General features: G+C 72.7%; 14 protein-coding genes and 1 pseudogene. 13 read left to right on the top strand and 2 right to left on the bottom strand.

Features of this window, described 5'->3' with window-relative positions:
- Positions 1–117: 117 nt before the first annotated feature.
- On the top strand, positions 118–1,149 hold the full coding sequence (glpX, locus tag OG900_14715) for a class II fructose-bisphosphatase (protein WUH91235.1): 1,032 nt from the start codon (positions 118–120) through the stop codon (positions 1,147–1,149).
- A 163-nt stretch (positions 1,150–1,312) separates the two neighbouring features.
- Here the strand turns inward: glpX and OG900_14720 are convergent, their stop codons facing one another.
- Positions 1,313–1,642, bottom strand: coding sequence for a WhiB family transcriptional regulator (locus OG900_14720; protein ID WUH95760.1), 330 nt, complete (start codon positions 1,640–1,642; stop codon positions 1,313–1,315).
- 689 nt (positions 1,643–2,331) lie between these two features.
- Positions 2,332–3,042, bottom strand: coding sequence for a DUF1707 domain-containing protein (locus OG900_14725; protein ID WUH91236.1), 711 nt, complete (start codon positions 3,040–3,042; stop codon positions 2,332–2,334).
- Between the two features lie 211 nt (positions 3,043–3,253).
- On the opposite strand from OG900_14725, the gene OG900_14730 reads away from it, so the two are divergent.
- The 12 genes and pseudogenes from OG900_14730 to OG900_14785 all read left to right on the top strand — a co-directional run bounded on the left by OG900_14730 (position 3,254) and on the right by OG900_14785 (position 17,763).
- Positions 3,254–4,909: a fumarate hydratase gene (locus OG900_14730; protein WUH91237.1), complete on the top strand. Its 1,656-nt coding sequence runs from the start codon at positions 3,254–3,256 to the stop codon at positions 4,907–4,909.
- A 404-nt stretch (positions 4,910–5,313) separates the two neighbouring features.
- Positions 5,314–6,210 carry a YihY/virulence factor BrkB family protein gene (locus tag OG900_14735; GenBank protein ID WUH91238.1) on the top strand — a complete coding sequence of 299 codons (897 nt, stop codon included), beginning with the start codon at positions 5,314–5,316 and terminating at the stop codon, positions 6,208–6,210.
- Between the two features lie 312 nt (positions 6,211–6,522).
- Positions 6,523–6,720 (top strand): annotated as a pseudogene (locus tag OG900_14740) (discoidin domain-containing protein).
- A gap of 87 nt (positions 6,721–6,807) precedes the next feature.
- Positions 6,808–8,217: a class II fumarate hydratase gene (locus tag OG900_14745; protein ID WUH91239.1), complete on the top strand. Its 1,410-nt coding sequence runs from the start codon at positions 6,808–6,810 to the stop codon at positions 8,215–8,217.
- A 23-nt stretch (positions 8,218–8,240) separates the two neighbouring features.
- Positions 8,241–9,020, top strand: a complete 780-nt coding sequence (locus tag OG900_14750; GenBank protein ID WUH91240.1) for a DUF402 domain-containing protein — start codon at positions 8,241–8,243, stop codon at positions 9,018–9,020.
- Positions 9,021–9,339: 319 nt separating this feature from the next.
- A complete protein-coding gene (locus OG900_14755; protein ID WUH95761.1) occupies positions 9,340–9,939 on the top strand; it encodes a class I SAM-dependent methyltransferase in 600 nt (199 codons plus the stop codon).
- Between the two features lie 229 nt (positions 9,940–10,168).
- Positions 10,169–12,187, top strand: coding sequence for a SpoIIE family protein phosphatase (locus OG900_14760; protein WUH91241.1), 2,019 nt, complete (start codon positions 10,169–10,171; stop codon positions 12,185–12,187).
- Positions 12,188–12,729: 542 nt separating this feature from the next.
- Positions 12,730–13,695, top strand: coding sequence for an SPFH domain-containing protein (locus OG900_14765; protein WUH91242.1), 966 nt, complete (start codon positions 12,730–12,732; stop codon positions 13,693–13,695).
- A gap of 97 nt (positions 13,696–13,792) precedes the next feature.
- Positions 13,793–14,026, top strand: a complete 234-nt coding sequence (locus OG900_14770) for a hypothetical protein (GenBank protein WUH95762.1) — start codon at positions 13,793–13,795, stop codon at positions 14,024–14,026.
- Between the two features lie 79 nt (positions 14,027–14,105).
- The gene (locus tag OG900_14775) at positions 14,106–14,630 is read left to right on the top strand and encodes a PadR family transcriptional regulator (protein ID WUH91243.1); all 525 of its coding nucleotides are present in this window, start codon (positions 14,106–14,108) and stop codon (positions 14,628–14,630) included.
- The gene (locus tag OG900_14780) at positions 14,627–15,316 is read left to right on the top strand and encodes an ABC transporter ATP-binding protein (GenBank protein ID WUH91244.1); all 690 of its coding nucleotides are present in this window, start codon (positions 14,627–14,629) and stop codon (positions 15,314–15,316) included. Before OG900_14775 ends, OG900_14780 begins: the two co-directional genes overlap by 4 nt.
- Positions 15,313–17,763 (top strand): ABC transporter permease, encoded by a 2,451-nt coding sequence (locus OG900_14785; GenBank protein ID WUH91245.1) that lies wholly within the window; start codon positions 15,313–15,315, stop codon positions 17,761–17,763. The genes OG900_14780 and OG900_14785 overlap by 4 nt, the downstream gene beginning before the upstream one ends.
- Positions 17,764–17,788 lie beyond the last annotated feature (25 nt).

Here is a 17,788-nt window from a genome sequence, read left to right on the forward strand (position 1 = left end):
CGGTGGCGCGCGGCGGCCATGCGCTCATATGAAAAGCACCCTGCTCAGATTCGCGGGAACCCGATAGGGTCGCAGCACCCTCATATCCGGCCGTCCTCGTACAGAAAGGTGCGCGCGATGACCGAACAACACCTGCCCCCCGCGCTCGAAGTGAGTCCCGAGGCACCCGACCGCAACCTCGCCCTCGAACTGGTCCGCGTCACCGAGGCCGCCGCGATGGCCGCCGGGCGGTGGGTCGGCCGCGGCGACAAGAACGGAGCCGACGGCGCCGCCGTCAAGGCGATGCGGACCCTGGTGCACACCGTGTCGATGAACGGCGTCGTGGTGATCGGCGAAGGCGAGAAGGACGAAGCGCCGATGCTCTTCAACGGCGAGCGGATCGGCGACGGCACCGGGCCCGAGTGCGATGTCGCCGTCGACCCGGTCGACGGCACGACGCTGACCGCCAAGGGCATGCCCAACGCCGTCTCGGTGCTCGCGGTCGCCGACCGCGGCACGATGTTCGACCCGTCGGCGGTCTTCTACATGGACAAGCTGGTGGCCGGCCCCGAGGCCGCGGAATTCGTCGACATCACCGCGCCGCCCTCGGTGAACATCCGCCGGGTCGCCAAGGCCAAGGGCAACGCGCCCGAGGACGTCACGGTCGTGGTGCTCGACCGGCCGCGGCACGACGGCATCGTGCGGGAGATCAGGGAGACCGGCGCCCGGATCAAATTCATCGCCGACGGCGACGTGGCCGGCGCGATCATGGCCGTACGCGAAGGGACCGGCGTCGACCTGCTGCTCGGCATCGGCGGCACGCCCGAGGGAATCATCGCGGCCTGCGCGGTGACATGTCTGGGCGGCACGATCCAGGGCAGGCTGTGGCCGAAGGACGACGCGGAACGGCAGCGGGCACTGGACGCCGGGCACGACCTGGACAAGGTGCTCACGACCAAGGACCTGGTCAGCGGTGACAACGTCTTCTTCGTGGCGACCGGCGTCACCGACGGCGAACTGCTGCGCGGGGTGCGCTACCGGCGGGAGACGGCGACGACCTCGTCACTGGTGATGCGGTCCAAGTCCGGCACGATCCGGCAGATCGACTCCGAGCACCGGCTGTCCAAGCTGCGGGCGTACAGCGCGGTCAACTTCGACCGGGCGCACTGACGCCACCCGCGTCCGCAGCCGCGCCACCGCACGTCCTGCCCGGACCGGACCGCCCCGAGCGCGCGCCGGGCGGGCAGGATGTGTGCGGTGGTGTGCCGCGGTGTGCTTTCAAGCCGTGCGGTGCCGTACCGTGCCGTGCCGTTGCTCTGCCTCGCGGCCGCGGTCAGCCCGCGACGGCTATACCGGCTGCGGGGCGCTGGAGTTCGACCTCGCGGCGGCGTCTGCGGGCCAGCACGACCCGGCGCTCCGCGGCGGTCATGCCGCCCCACACGCCGTACGGCTCCGGCTGGAGCAGCGCGTGCTCGCGGCATTCCAGCATCACCGGGCAGCGGGCGCAGACCCGCTTGGCCGCCTCCTCCCGGGCCAGTCGAGCCGCGGTGGGCTCCTTCGACGGCGCGAAGAACAGCCCCGCCTCGTCACTGCGGCATGCCGCCTCCGAGTGCCAGGGACCGCCCAAGTCACGTGGATGACCTGGTGGAGTGGCGGGATCCATGACGGGCTCGATCGGTTGAAGCACGGGAAACTCCTGACGACGGCTCGTGGTGGTCTGCCACGCTGGCCCGCGCCGACTGCTCCCCGTGCGCAGCGTGCGGCGGCGGCAGCGCGGCGGCGTGTCCCGTTCCCCTACCCGCTGTGCGCGACTTCATGCGCACCGTGTTCACGCCTGATCACGCACCGATACCCCCGCTGACCTGCACATGGCGTAAACACGCACCACCCGTGGCGCACATACGCACCACCTCCCCCTCCCGCCCCAGTCACCCCGCACCGCCAACGGGCCGCCAACGCACGGGCGTACAGGGGGGGCGCGAGCAACCACCCCCGGCGCCAGGGCCGGCGGAGCCCCGGCCGGCAGCGACCCGGGCACACCGCCGCGACAGCGGCAAATCCGGCGCCAGACCCCGGACGGGACCAGGCCGGTCGGCCGTCGGCCCGCACCCCGCCGCGGCAGCGGCGAACCGGGCGCCAGGGCCCGAGGCGACCGCCGCACCGACCGCGTCGGCGGCAAACACGGCGGCAGGCCCGGACGCGACCGGCGCGGCCCGGTCCGCGAGCGGCGCGGCCCGCACTCCCGCCGCGGCAGCGGCGAACCGGCGCCACGACCCGGGCCGGGCGGTCGGCCGGTCCGCGGGCGGCGGCCCGCGCACCCCGCCGTGGGGGGTGGCATACCGGGCCGGAGGCCTACTTCTTCGTCCAGTCCTTGATCTTCTTGCCGCGCTTCGCCTTCGCCTCGACGCCGCCCCAGAAGGCCACTCCGTCGATGCGGACGACCGGGGCGCCGGGGTCGGTGGACTCGTAGGCCTTGACGTCGGAGCCGCCCATGATGCCGATCACGCCGCCGCCGCGCAGCGTCACGTTCTCCGGCAGCTTGATGCTCACGCCGCCCATCACCGCGGTGCAGTGGATGACCAGCTCCGGCGCGGTGAAGGTGGCCTCCGACAGGTCGATCTCGACGCCGCCCAGGATCGCCACCGCGGTGATCTTGTGCCCGACGCGCCAGCGGCCCTTGCGCTCGGCGCCGCCGAGGATGCCGACCAGGTTCGGGTTCTCGCCGCTGCCGTCGCCTGCGTAGCCACGGGAGGCGGGGCCCGCCGCGGCGGACGACGTACGCCCGACCGGCAGGTCGCGCACCAGCGGCTCCAGCTCACCCAGCGTCTTGGCCGCGTAGACCCGGTCGAGCCGCTCGGAGTGCTCGGACGAGTCCAGCCGGCCCTCGGCCAGCGCCTCGCGCAGGATGTCGGCGATCCGGTCCCGGTCGGCGTCCGAGGCGCGCAGGTCGGCCTCCGCGGCCGGCGCGGACCGGGCGGGCGGGGCCGCGACGGCCGTCTCCACCGGGCGCTGCGCGGGCTCTACGGGCTGCTGCGCGGGCTTCTGGAGCTGCGATTCATCCACCGCACCACCGTAGACCGACGCGATAGATCGCGACTACCCCGAGAACGGCCGGAGCCGACCCCGAACCGACCCTTAGGGGTCGGCCGCCCGCGGACCGCCGGAACCAAGGGGCGACCGGCGGTGAGCCGTACCTCACCACCCGGGCGGCGTACGGACGCTCGTATGCTGGACAGGCTTCAGCGACGACGCAGCCGAGTGAGGAATGCCCCTTATGCCCGAGTTCGAATACACGGATCTGCTCCCTCTCGGCGAGGACACCACCGCGTACCGCCTCGTCACCTCCGAGGGGGTGAGCACCTTCGAGGCCGACGGCCGCACCTTCCTCACCGTCGAGCCCGAGGCGCTGCGCCGGCTCGCCGCCGAGGCGATGCACGACATCTCGCACTACCTGCGCCCCACCCACCTCGCCCAGCTGCGCCGCATCCTGGACGACCCGCAGGCCAGCCCGAACGACCGCTTCGTGGCACTCGACCTGCTCAAGAACGCCAACATCGCCGCGGCCGGAGTGCTGCCGATGTGCCAGGACACCGGCACCGCCATCGTCATGGGCAAGCGCGGCCAGCAGGTGCTCACCCGGGGCGGCGACGAGGAAGCGCTCTCCCGCGGCATCTACGACGCCTACACCAAGCTCAACCTGCGCTACTCGCAGATGGCCCCGCTGACCATGTGGGACGAGAAGAACACCGGCTCCAACCTGCCGGCGCAGATCGAGCTGTACGCCACCGACGGCGGCGCCTACAAATTCCTCTTCATGGCCAAGGGCGGCGGCAGCGCCAACAAGTCCTTCCTCTACCAGGAGACCAAGGCCGTCCTGAACGAGGCCTCGATGATGAAGTTCCTGGAGGCGAAGATCCGTTCGCTCGGCACCGCCGCCTGCCCGCCTTACCACCTGGCGATCGTGGTCGGCGGCACCAGCGCCGAATTCGCCCTGAAGACCGCGAAGTACGCCTCCGCGCACTACCTGGACGAGCTGCCCGCCGAGGGCTCCGCGGCCGGACACGGCTTCCGTGACAAGGAGTTGGAGCAGAAGGTCTTCGAGCTGACCCAGACCATCGGCATCGGGGCGCAGTTCGGCGGCAAGTACTTCTGCCACGACGTGCGGGTCGTCCGGCTCCCCCGGCACGGCGCGTCCTGCCCGGTGGCCATCGCCGTCTCCTGCTCCGCCGACCGGCAGGCGCTCGCGAAGATCACCGCGGAGGGCGTCTTCCTTGAGCAGTTGGAGACCGACCCGGCGCGCTTCCTGCCGGAGACCACCGACGAGCACCTCGACGAGGACGTCGTCCGTATCGACCTCAACCGCCCGATGGCCGAGATCCGGGCCGAGTTGACCAAATACCCGGTCAAGACCCGGCTCTCGCTGTCGGGGCCGCTGGTCGTCGCGCGCGACATCGCGCACGCCAAGATCAAGGAACGCCTCGACGCGGGCGAGGAGATGCCGCAGTATCTGCGCGACCACGCCGTCTACTACGCCGGCCCCGCCAAGACCCCCGAGGGCTACGCCTCCGGCTCCTTCGGCCCCACCACCGCGGGCCGGATGGACGCCTACGTCGAGCAGTTCCAGGCGGCGGGCGGCTCCCTGGTGATGCTCGCCAAGGGCAACAGGTCCCAGCAGGTCACCGACGCCTGCGCCGCCCACGGCGGCTTCTACCTCGGCTCGATCGGCGGCCCCGCCGCCCGCCTGGCCCAGGACTGCATCAAGAAGGTCGACGTCCTCGAATACGCCGAGCTGGGCATGGAAGCCGTCTGGCGCATCGAGGTCGAGGACTTCCCGGCTTTCGTCGTCGTCGACGACAAGGGCAACGACTTCTTCACCGACCCCGCCCCGGCCCCGACCTTCACCTCCATCCCCCTCCGCCCGGGCGCCTGACGCCGACCGGGGCTTCTTCGCCTGCCGCCGTCCAGGCCTTCCGCCAGGCCTGGTTTCCCGTCGTGGAAACGCGCCCGGGGCTTCCTGCCGGGCCAGGGCGTGAAGGCCGCGGGCGCGGACCTGTCGCCGGTCGCCGTGGACGCCGCAGGGAGACGCTGGGGGCCGCGGGGCGCCGGGCTGGTGTGCGCGGACGTGCTCGACCGCCTCTCGACGGACACGGAGACCTACGACGCCGCCTGCTCGATCCTCGGGGCGGGGCAACGGGGCCCAGGTGGCTGACGGGACGTCAGAGATGGGTGGCGGGCGCCCGAATAGGGGCGTAACGGGTGGGCGGGGGGCGGCGAGTTGCGCCGGGGGGAGGTTGGCCGGTATCCACAGCGGTGACGCTGGGGGAAGGTGGTGCCATGGCCGGGCTGATGAGCGCCTGGAAGCGGTCTGCGGCCGGGCGGTTGTGGAAGCAGGCCACGCACATCGAGCTGATGCACCGTTCGATGGGGTTCGCGGCGCTGGGTTTCGTGACCCTCATGCCGCTGCTCGTGGTGGTCGCGGCCGCCACGCCGTGGGAGCACAGGCCCGGGTTCGCGCAGTGGGTCGTGGACGGCATGGGGCTCGACGCGGACGGCTCCTACCGGGTGCGTACGCTCTTCGCCGCGCCCAGGAACGTGCTGAGCGCCACCAGCGCCTGGAGCCTGGCCTCGCTGGCCTACTTCGGGCTGACCTTCGTGGCGAGCGTCGAGACCGGCTACCGGAAGATCTGGGACCTGCCGTCGGGGCCCTGGCACCGCGACTACCGGCGGGCGGTGTGGCTCGCGGTGATGACGGCGTATCTGTTCAGCGAGTCGCAGAGCGCCGCGGCCATGGGCAGCGGCCCGGTCCGCTCGATCGCCAGGATCACCCTCACCTTCGGCCTGGGCGTGCTCTTCTTCGCCTGGGGGCAGAACTTCCTGCTCTATGGCGCCGTGCGGGTGCGCACCGCGCTGCCGGGGGCGGTGCTGACCATGCTGGGGCTGGCCGGGCTGCGGGTCTTCTCGCACCTGTTCTTCGCCCGGCTGATGGTCAGCAACGGTGACGCGTACGGCCCGGTCGGCACCGTGCTGACGGTGGTGACCTGGCTGGTCGGGGTGGGCTTCGTGGTCTTCGGCGGCGCGCTGCTCGGCCGGCACGTGCGGGATGTGCGCATCCTGCGGCGGGGCGCCGAGATCCCGCGACCGCGGCACCAGGAGGGCTGGTACGAGGACCCGGAGGAGCTCACCCCCGGGGTGCGCTGGCGCTCCGACGGCGCGGGCGGCGCGATCGACTGACGCGGGCACTCCCGCCACTTCCTTCACACAATCCCCGATCCGCACCCGACGTCGCAGGCCGGCGGGGCCTGCGGCGGGCGGCGTGCGGAGTTTGCCCCTGCCCCGGCCGTTCGTGAATCGTTGACATGCGCGTAGCAGGAGCGGAACATTCCGTGCTCGGGAGAACGCTCTCCCATACGGAGCCGAGCCGAGCCGGCCGCGTCGGCCCGACCCGGCACAGTGCACCCGTCCGCCCGGACACCCTCCCGGGCGGGCTCTTTCCGACCCACCGGGAGAGCGCTCTCCCGCAATGTTCCCCCAAGGAAGATCACGGCGGCATATGCGAAGGCGTACGACATCCAGACCTCCGATGACGGGCAGAACCGGACGACGGTGCGGGCGGTGACCGACGGCAACGGCGACGTCGACGACCTCGACGTGAGCGGCACCGGCCGGTACGTCCGGGTCCAGGGCACCCGGCGCGGCACCGGCCACGGCTACCCGCTGTACGAATTCGGCGTCCACAGCTGATCCACCGTTTCCCACGCCTGCGGCCGACCGGCCCCTTTTCGGCGGTGCCCGGGAACACACGGGGTGTTCCCGGGCACTGTTACAGGTATGAGTGACAGCGACGCGAGCAGGGACGGCGGCTTCCGCATCGAGCACGACTCGATGGGCGAGGTGCGGGTGCCGGCCGGGGCGAAGTGGCGGGCGCAGACGCAGCGGGCGGTGCAGAACTTCCCGATCTCGGGGCGGCCGCTGGAGCGGGCGCACATCGAGGCGCTGGCCCGGATCAAGGCCGCGGCCGCCCGGGTCAACGGGGATCTCGGGGTGCTGGACAAGGAGGTCGCCGCCGCGATCGCGGAGGCGGCCGAGGAGGTCGCGGCAGGGCGCTGGGACGACCACTTCCCGGTGGACGTCTTCCAGACCGGCTCGGGCACGTCCTCGAACATGAACGCGAACGAGGTCATCGCGACGCTGGCGGCCGAGCGGCTCGGCCGCCCCGTCCACCCCAACGACGACGTCAACGCCAGCCAGTCGTCCAACGACGTCTTCCCCTCCTCCCTGCACATCGCGGCGACCGCGGCCGTCACCGGCGACCTGATCCCGGCGCTCACCCGTCTGGCGGAGGCGCTGGAGCGCAAGGCGGCCGAGTTCGCGACGGTGGTGAAGGCCGGGCGCACCCATCTGATGGACGCCACGCCGGTGACGCTGGGCCAGGAGTTCGGCGGCTACGCCGCCCAGATGCGCTACGGGATCGAGCGGCTGGAGGCGTCGCTGCCGCGGCTGGCGGAGCTGCCGCTCGGCGGTACGGCGGTCGGCACCGGCATCAACACGCCGCCCGGCTTCTCCGCGGCGGTGATCGCCGAGGTGGCGCGGGCGACGGGGCTGCCGCTGACCGAGGCGCGGGACCACTTCGAGGCGCAGGGCGCGCGGGACGGGGTGGTGGAGACCTCCGGCCAACTGCGGACCGTCGCGGTCGGGCTGACGAAGATCGCCAACGATCTGCGGTGGATGGCGTCGGGCCCGCGCACCGGTCTCGGCGAGATCGCGCTGCCCGATCTCCAGCCGGGCTCGTCGATCATGCCGGGCAAGGTCAACCCGGTGGTGCCGGAGGCGGCGCTGATGGTGGCGGCGCAGGTGATCGGGAACGACACGACGGTCACGGTGGCGGGCGCGGCGGGCAATTTCGAGCTGAACGTGATGCTGCCGGTGATCGCCCGCAATGTGCTGGAGTCGGTGCGGCTGCTGGCCAATGTCAGTCGGCTGCTCGCCGACCGCACGGTCGACGGGATCACCGCGAACGTGGAGCGGGCCCGCGAGTACGCCGAGTCCTCGCCGTCCGTCGTCACCCCGCTGAACAGGTACATCGGCTACGAGGAGGCCGCGAAGGTGGCGAAGCGGGCGGTGGCGGAGCACAGGACGATCCGGCAGGCGGTGATCGAGGGCGGTTATGTGGAGCGCGGGCTGCTGTCCGAAAAGCAGCTGGATGACGCACTCGACGTGTTGCGTATGACCCGCCCGTAACGCGTGATCCGTAAGCTCTGTTCATGACAGCCCATACCGAAACGGGGACCGCGACCCCGGCAGGAGAAGCGCAGGGGCGCTTCTGGACGCCCGGCGAACAGGTGCTGTGGCGCTATCGCGGCAACGGTACGGACGCGGTGCACATCGCCCGGCCGGTGACGGTGGTGCGGGACGACCCGGAGGTGCTCGCGGTCTGGATGGCGCCCAACACGCCGGTGGTGCGGCCGGTGATCGCGGACGGCACGCCGGTGCACCGGGAACCGCTGGCGACCCGGTACGTCAAGCCGCGTACGACCCGGGTGGAGAAATGGTGGGGTGCCGGGGTTCTGAAGCTCGCCCGTCCGGGTGAGCCGTGGTCGGTGTGGCTGTTCTGGGACCAGGAGTGGAGGTTCCGCAGCTGGTACGTCAACCTGGAGGAGCCGCTGCGCCGCTGGTCGGGCGGGGTGGACTCGGAGGACCACTTCCTCGACATCTCGGTCCACCAGGACCGCAGCTGGCGCTGGCTGGACGAGGACGAGTTCGCCCAGGCGCAGGCCGACGGCCTGATGTCGGCGGCGCTCGCGGCCCGGGTGCGGCAGGCGGGGCTGCGGGCGATCGGGGTGATCAGGGCCTGGGGCCCGCCCTTCAGCGACCACTGGCAGGACTGGCGGCCCGACCCGCGCTGGCCGGTGCCGGCGCTGCCGGCCGACTGGGACCGCCCGGCGGACGGCTCCGGGCCGCTGGCACATGACGGTGGCGAGCAGAGGTCGGATGATCCGGCGGCCGGTCGTTTCGAGGTCCGGCCCGCGAGACGATCCGCATGAACCCCTTGTTGCGCCCCTGACCCTCAACCGTAGGATCGGTCCGGCGGAGCATCGCACAAACGCCGGTCCACGCCCTAGAGTTTGACGCCGCGTCACCGGCGGGCCCGGTGGGCGCCGGGCGCGGGACGCCACGGCGTACGCATGGCCCCGCACGGCCCGCACCATTTCCGTATCCACCATCACGAGACATGAGCAGTCAGGGAGGCCCTGAGCAGTGGGAACCGGCGGCGACGAGCGCGATGGGACGGCGGGGGGCACTTCGGCCGGCACCGACGACCGGCCGTGGGGCCGGGCGGAGCAGGCCGAGGCCTTCGACGCCATCGGCGACCGGTACGACGAGGCCTTCCCGCACAAGGAGGGCCAGCTCGCGGCCGCCGAATGGCTCGCCGCCGCGGTGCCGCCGGGGTCCCGGGTGCTCGACCTCGGCTGCGGCACCGGGCTGCCGACCGCCGGGCAGCTGTCCGACGCGGGCCTGCGGGTGGTCGGGGTGGACCTGTCCGCCGGGATGGTCGGCCGGGCCAGGGCGAACGTGCCGAAGGCCGAGTTCCTGCAGGCCGACATCGCGGACCTGCCGGCGGGCGAGCCGCTGGCCCCGGGCGGCTTCGCCGGGGCCGCGGCCTTCTTCTCGCTGCTGATGCTGCGCCGCGCGGAGATCCCGGCCACCCTGCGGGCCGTATACGACCTGCTGGAGCCGGGCGGGCTGCTCGCGCTGTCGATGGTCGAGGCGGATGTGGACGATGTGCCGATTCCGTTCCTGGGTCACACGATCCGGGTATCGGGTTATCTACGGGACGAACTACGACAGGTCGTCACGGATGCGGGCTTCGAGGTGATCCAGGAGGATGCGTACGCGTACGCGCCCGCCAGCACGGACGTGCCACCGGAGCTACAGGTCTTCCTCCGTTGCCGGCGCGGGTGAGCGGCGGCACGCATCCGGGACGTACACATCGGCGCACCGACGACCCCAGGCACGAACGCAGGTAGGAACGCACGCAGGACGCAGACACCGAACAGGCCCGAGCCCGCCGCGGCCAGCGCGTGGCGCACACACGGATGGAAAGACTCGCGTGACCACGGACCCGCCCCGACCACCCAGGCACCCCGCCGCGCCTGCGCCGGACCCGCGTGGTGGCTACAGCCTGCCGGAGATGCCGAAGAGCGAGCTGTCCGAGCCGCCGTCCGGCCCGCTCGGCGCCCCCGCACGCCCCGCAGTGCTGCCGGACATGCCGGAGGCCGCGGGGCGCCGCGACCACGACCGTCCCGGGCCGGACGAGGGCCCCGTGGCACAGAACCAGGGCGCGGCACTGCCGCGCCGCGACCAGCGCCCCGGCGAGGAGACGCTGACGTCCTTCGTCAGCACCCCTGCCCGCGGCACCCCCATCGAGGCGGCCGGGCACCCGGCGGACGAGGAGTCGGCGGGGATGCGTATCCCGATGCCGGCGCAGACAGGCCCGGAGGCCGACCGGCTCCGCTACGTCGGCGCGGCCACCCGGCGGATCGCCCGCGGGGTGGACCTCGACGAGATCCTGCTCGGGCTGTGCCGCTCCGCGGTGCCGGCCTTCGCCGACGCGATCCTGGTCTACCTGCGCGAACCGCTGCCGGTGGGCGACGAGCGCCCGTCAGGACCGCTGCGGCTGCGGCTGCGCCGCTCCGACGGCGGCCTCGAAGGCCCGTCGGAGGCGGACGACGACGCGCCGGTCGGCGCCACCCCGCTGCTGCCCGAGCTGCTGCCGACGATGGAGCCGTCGTACGGAGGGACGGGCGACTCCATCGGCGTCCTGCTCGACGGCCCGCTGGCCGAGGTGCTGCGCGGGGTCCGCCCGGTCTTCGCCGACTCGATCAGGGCCGCCGACGCGCTGGCGGAGCTGCTCGGCCGCGGCGACGACCCGATCGGCCTGCCCACCGGGCGGCGGGCGCTGCTCGCCCCGCTGCGCGGCCGCCGCCGGGTGATCGGCGCGGCGGTCCTGCTGCGGCGGGCCGGCCGCGCGCCCTTCGAGTCCGACGACCTGCTGGTCGCCGCCCAGCTCGCCACGCACACCGCGCTGGGCGTGGACAAGGCCGTCCTCTACGGCCGCGAGGCCTACATCGCGGACGCGCTCCAGCGCGAGATGCTGCCCGACTCGCTCCCGCAGCCCACCGGAGTCCAGCTGGCCAGCCGCTACCTGCCGGCCGCGGAGTCCGCGCGGGTCGGCGGCGACTGGTACGACGCGATCCCGCTGCCCGGCAGCCGGGTGGCGCTGGTCGTCGGCGACGTCATGGGCCACTCGATGACCTCGGCGGCGATCATGGGCCAGCTGCGCACCACCGTCCAGACGCTGGCCGGCCTGGACCTGGCGCCGCAGGAGGTGCTCTACCACCTCGACGAGCAGGCCCAGCGGCTCGGCCAGGACCGCATGGCGACCTGCGTCTACGCCGTCTACGACCCGATCGCGCACCGCCTGGTGGTGGCCAACGCGGGCCACCCGCCGCCGGTGCTGCTGCACGCGGACGGCCTCGCCGAGGTCCTCAGGGTGCCGCCGGGCGCCCCCATCGGAGTCGGCGGTGTGCCCTTCGAGGCCGTCGAACTGCCGGCGCCCGCCGGGGCGACACTGCTGCTCTACACCGACGGCCTGGTCGAATCGCGCAGCCGCGACGTCTGGGGCGGCATCGAACTGCTGCGGGAGCGGCTGCACGACGCGGCGTCGGTGGTCTCGCCGCCGCCGCTGGAGCCGCTCTGCGACGAGGTGCTGGAAATCCTCGGCCCCGGCGACCGCGACGACGACATCGCACTGCTCGCCGCCCGCTTCGACGGCATCGCGCCGAGCGATGTCGCCTACTGGTTCCTGGAGCCCCAGTCCCAGACCCCTGGCCGCGCCCGCCGCCTGGTCCGCCAGGCGCTGCGCCGCTGGGACCTGGAAGACCAACTGGAGGCGGCCGAGCTGCTGGTCAGCGAGATCGTCACCAACGCGGTGCGCTATGCCGAGCGGCCCATCACGCTCCGGCTGCTCCGTACGGACGTGCTCCGCTGCGAGGTCGGCGACGACGCCCCGCTGCTCCCCCGGATGCGCCACGCGGCGCCCGAGGAGGAGGGTGGGCGCGGCCTCTACCTCGTCAACCGGATGGCCCAGCGGTGGGGAGCCACTCGCTTGGGCGCGGGCAAGGTCGTCTGGTTCGAGCTCCCCCTCTGACTTCACCCCCGCCGGGCGGGGGCTCTTCGCAAGGCGGCGCGTCACAGGGGCGCGGGGAACTGCGCGACCAGCCGTCGACACGCTGCACGTCGCCACCGTCCGAAAGGGGCAGTCCGGTCCTCCCCCAGAGCTTCGCCTGGGGGTACCCCCATCCCGCTTCACTCGGGACCACCGGCCGGTGGTGGGCTGAGCGCGCCCACGCGGCGCCAGCCGCAGATCAGACGCAGCCCCGCGCCTCTGGTGGGTGGCCTCTGCGGCAGGGCCGAGCCCCTGAGGCGTACCGCCTGCCGTGCGGGCAAGGCGGCGGGGTGTGACCCGGACTTGGGGGGCGTCGCCCGCCGCGCGGGAAGGCGAACACGGTGCGACCGTGGGACGTGAGCTGACCCCCCGCCCCGCAGGGACCGCAGCCCCGAGGCACGTGCTGACAGCCCCGTGCCCCGGGGCTGCATCGTGTCCGGCCGCGTGGAGTCCTACTGCCTCACGGTCCAGAAATGTGCTATCACTATGATAGATCGACCGACCACGAAGCAGGGGGATCCGCCATGCCAGAGCCGACCGCACCGCAACAACCGCCCAAGAGCGTCCTCGACGCCGCGATACCCGAGATGCCCGCGCCCCGGGTGCAGGAGCGGCGGGCGGTCGGCATGCCGGGGCTCCCCTTCCTGCTGATCGCGCTGCTCGTCGTGCTGAGCGGCGCCGCGCTGATCATCACGGGCGGGCTCCGCGCCAAGGACCACCCCGGCGGGCCGGCGGCGGTCCTCATCGGGCTGGGCATCGCGGTCGTCGTCGTGGCGCTGCTGACGCTCTTCGGGCTCACCCAGGTCGCGCCGGGGCAGGCGCGGGTGTGCCAGCTCTTCGGGCGCTACCAGGGGACCATCAGGCAGGACGGCCTGCGCTGGGTGAACCCGCTGACCAGCCGCCGCAAGATCTCCACCCGGCTGCGCAACCACGAGACCGCCGTGCTGAAGGTCAACGACGCCTACGGCAACCCGATCGAGCTGGCGGCGGTCGTGGTCTGGCAGGTCGCGGACACCGCGCAGGCGGTCTTCGAGGTGGACAACTTCATCAAGTTCGTCGGCATCCAGACCGACACCGCCGTGCGGCACATCGCGACCAACTACCCCTACGACGCCCACGACGGCGAGTCCCTGTCGCTGCGCGGCAATTCGGAGGACATCACCGAGCGGCTGTCGGCGGAGATCGCCGCGCGGGTCGACTCGGCCGGTGTGAAGATCATCGAGTCCCGTTTCACCCACCTCGCCTACGCGCCGGAGATCGCCTCGGCGATGCTCCAGCGGCAGCAGGCGGGCGCTATCGTGGCGGCGCGGCAGACCATCGTGGACGGCGCGGTCGGCATGGTCGAGTCGGCGCTGTCCAGGATCGCCGAGCAGGGCATCGTCGAACTCGACGAGGAGCGCAAGGCGAGCATGGTGAGCAATCTGCTGGTGGTGCTCTGCGGCGACCGGGCCGCCCAGCCGGTGCTCAACACGGGAACCCTCTACCAGTGACGGAGCGCCCGACGTGACGGAGCCCGGCGAGCCGGCGGACGCCGGCGCCGACTCGGCGGACCGCACCGCGCGCGCGACCCGCGCGTCCCGCAAGCAGGTGCTGCTGCGGCTCGACCCCGCCGTCCACGACGCCCTCGCGACCTGGGCGGCCGGGGAGCTGCGCAGCACCAACGCGCAGATCGAGTTCCTGCTGCGGCGGGCGCTGGCCGACGCGGGCCGGCTGCCGCCGGCGGCCCGGCCGATCCCGCGCCGCGGCCGCCCGCCGAGAGCGGACCCCCCGGCGGAAGACCCGGTGGAAGACCCCGCGGAAGACCCACCCTCCACCGTCTGACCTGCTGGAACATCGCAGTTCAGGCGTTACTCCGGACGGGTATACACGCGATGTATACCCATGGTGTACTGTGCTCCGCATGTCAATCGGCCACACCTTGCTCGGACTCCTGGAGTCCGGACCGCGCCACGGTTACGACCTCAAGCGCGCCTTCGACGAACGCTTCGGACACGACCGGCCGCTCGCCTACGGCCAGGTCTACTCGACAATGGCCAGGCTGCTGAAGAACGGCCTGGTCGAGGTCGACGGGATAGAGCCGGGCGGCGGTCCCGAGCGCAAGCGGTACGCCATCACCGACGCCGGTGTGACCGACGTGGAGAGCTGGCTCGCGCAGCCCGAGAAGCCCGAGCCGTACCTGCAGACGACCCTCTACACCAAGGTCGTCCTCGCGCTGCTGACCGGGCGCCCCGCAGCCGACCTGCTGGACACCCAGCGCGCCGAACACCTGCGGCTGATGCGCGAGCTGACCCGGCGCAAGTCCGGCGGCGACCTCGCCGACCAGCTGATCTGCGACCACGCCCTCTTCCATCTCGAAGCGGACCTGCGGTGGCTGGAACTGACCGCCGCCCGGCTCGACCAGCTCGCCGTGGAGGTGACCAGGTGACCACCGCCCCCGAGCCGCTGCTCGTCGCGACCGACCTGCGCAAGACGTACGGTTCGACCCCCGCGCTGGACGGCGCGGAACTGACCGTCCGCGCCGGTGAGGTGGTCGCCGTCATGGGACCGTCCGGGTCCGGCAAGTCCACCCTGCTGCACTGCCTGGCCGGCATCGTCACCCCCGACTCCGGCGACGTCCGCTACCGCGGCCGGTCGATGTCGGAGATGTCCGACGGCGAGCGCAGCGCCCTGCGGCGCTCGGACTTCGGCTTCGTCTTCCAGTTCGGCCAACTGGTGCCCGAGCTGACCTGCCTGGAGAACGTGGCGATGCCGATGCGGCTCGGCGGCCGCAGGCGCAAGGACGCCGAGGCGCTGGCCGCGACATGGCTGGAGCGCCTTGAGGTCGCCGACCTGGCGGGCAAGCGGCCCGGCGAGGTGTCCGGCGGCCAGGGCCAGCGGGTCGCGGTGGCCCGCGCCCTGGTCGGCGGGCCGCGGGTGGTCTTCGCCGACGAGCCGACCGGCGCGCTGGACTCGCTGAACGGCGAGCGGGTGATGCGGCTGCTGACCGAGGCCGCGCACGACACCGGCGCCGCCGTCGTGCTGGTCACCCACGAGCCGCGGGTGGCCGCGTATTCGGACCGGGAGATCGTCGTCCGGGACGGGAAGTCGCGCGACATGGAGCGGGCGGCATGACGGCCCCGCACGAGCCCTTCGCCGGCTTCGACGGCACCCGGGACGCCGGACCCGGCGGCCACACCGGCGGCCGGCCGTCCGTCGACGCGCGCACCTGGCTGCGCGACCTGACGCTGGGCGCCCGCTTCGCCGCGGGCGGCGGGCGCGAGGGCTGGACCCGTACCGCGCTGACCGCGGTCGGCGTCGCGCTCGGTGTGGCGCTGCTGCTGCTCGCGTCAGCGGTGCCGGCGATGATGGACGCCAGGGACCAGCGCCGGGTGGCCCGCGACACCGTCTCGATGGGCGAGACGGTGAAGCCCAGCGACCACACCTTCCTGCTCGCCGAGACCGGGACCACCTACCACGGCAAGGACATCACCGGCGTCCTGCTGCACCCGGACGGACCCGCGGCCGAACCGCCGCCGGGTGTCGCGGCCATGCCGCCGACCGGGCAGATGATCGTCTCGCCCGCGCTGAAGAAGCTGCTGGCGTCCTCGCCGCTGCTGCGCGAGCGCATCCCGTACAAGATCACCGGCACCATCGGCAAGGCCGGCCTGGCGGGACCCGCCGACCTGTACTACTACGCGGGCAGCGACCAGCTCGTCCCCTACGACGCGGCGCGGGCCGGCGGCAACGCAGAACGGGAGTCGCGCTTCGGCGCTCACAGCAATTCCGACGTCCTCGGGGCGGTCTTCAACCTGCTGCTGGTGATGGTCCTGGTGGTGCTGCTGCTGCCGGTCGCGGTCTTCATCGCCACCGCCGTACGCCTCGGCGGCGAGCGCAGGGACCGGCGGCTCGCCGCGCTGCGGCTGGTCGGCGCGGACATCAGGACGACCCGGCGGGTCGCGGCGGGCGAAGCGCTCTTCGGCGCGCTGTTCGGGCTGCTGCTCGGCGCGGCCTTCTTCCTGATCGCCCGCCAGTTCGCGTCCCACATCACCATCAGGGACATCTCCGCCTTCCCCTCCGACCTGACGCCGAACGCCGCGCTGGCCGTCCTGATCGTCGTCGCGGTGCCCGTCGCGGCCGTCGCGGTGACGATGCTCAGCCTGCGCCGTACGGTCATCGAACCGCTCGGCGTCTTCCGCCACGGCGTGGGGCAGCCGCGGAAGCTGTGGTGGCGGCTGCTGGTCCCGGCCGCCGGACTCGCCCTGCTCGCCCCGCTGTTCGGCAGCGTCCGGGGCAATGCGCAGACCAACCCCTTCCAGATCGCGACCGGTACGATCCTGCTGCTCATCGGAGTGACCGCGGTGCTGCCGTGGGTCGTCGAGACGGTGGTGGGACGGCTGCACGGCGGCCCGATCGCCTGGCAGCTCGCCACCCGGCGGCTCCAGCTGAACAGCAACGCCTCGGCCCGCATGGTCAGCGGCGTGACGGTCGCCGTCGCCGGGGCCATCGCCTTGCAGATGCTCTTCAGCGCGGTCAGCGGCGACTTCGTGCGGGACAGCGGCGCCGACACCGCCCGCGCGCAGATGCTGATCGCGTCCTCGACCGCCTCCAGCGACCAGACCGCGCGCGAGATGCGGCAGCTCGCCGGGACCAAGGGCGTACGCGACGTCATCGGCTACCTCCAGTCCCAGGCCACCCAGCCCGACGCGGCCGCCAGCGGCAGCGGCGTCTCCGACAGCGCGTATCTGCCGGTGAACGTCGGGGACTGCGCCAGCCTGCGGCAGCTGGCCGCGATCGGCGCCGACTGCAAGCCGGGCAGTACGTTCCTGGTGCCGCCGCCGGCCGACATGGGCAGCGAGGCGTCGCTGCCGTACCTCAAGCCGGGCCGGAAGATCGACCTCAACGTCAGCTACGGCGACCACTACAGCGGCACCCCCAGGCTGTGGACGATCCCGGCCGACACGCGGACCGTGGGCAGCCGGGTCGACCCGAGCGGCAGCCAGGAGTGGGGGATCCTCACCACCCCCGAGGCCATCGACAGCGGCCGGCTGTTCGACGCGCGCTCGGAGATCATGGTCAGCCTGGACGACCGGCAGCCGGAGGCCGTCGAGTACGTGCGCAACACCGCTGCCACCTTCGGGGTCGACACCTACGCGCGGTCCATCAGCGACACGTTCACCAACACGAGCTACACGCAGCTGCGCCGGGGCCTGTTCGCCGGTGCGACGCTCACGATGGTGCTGATCGGGGCCAGCCTGCTGGTGTCGATGCTGGAGCAGCTGCGGGACCGCAAGAAGCTGCTCGCGGTGCTGGTCGCCTTCGGCACCAAGCGCACTGCGCTGGCCTGGTCGGTGCTGTGGCAGACCGCGATCCCGGTCGTCCTCGGCCTCGTCCTGGCCTGCGTCGGCGGTGTCGGCCTGGGCGCCGCCCTGCTGGCCATGGTGAGCCGCCCCTTCGAGATGGACTGGGGCGGAATGGCGATGATGACGGCGATCGGCTCCGCCGTGATCCTCGGGGTGACCCTGCTGAGCCTGCCGCCCTTGTGGCGCCTCATGCGCCCGGACGGCCTCCACACGGAGTAGCTCCCCGCCAGGCCGCGCCCGATGG

This window comes from Streptomyces sp. NBC_00433 (assembly GCA_036015235.1).
Classification (GTDB): Bacteria; Actinomycetota; Actinomycetes; order Streptomycetales; family Streptomycetaceae; genus Actinacidiphila.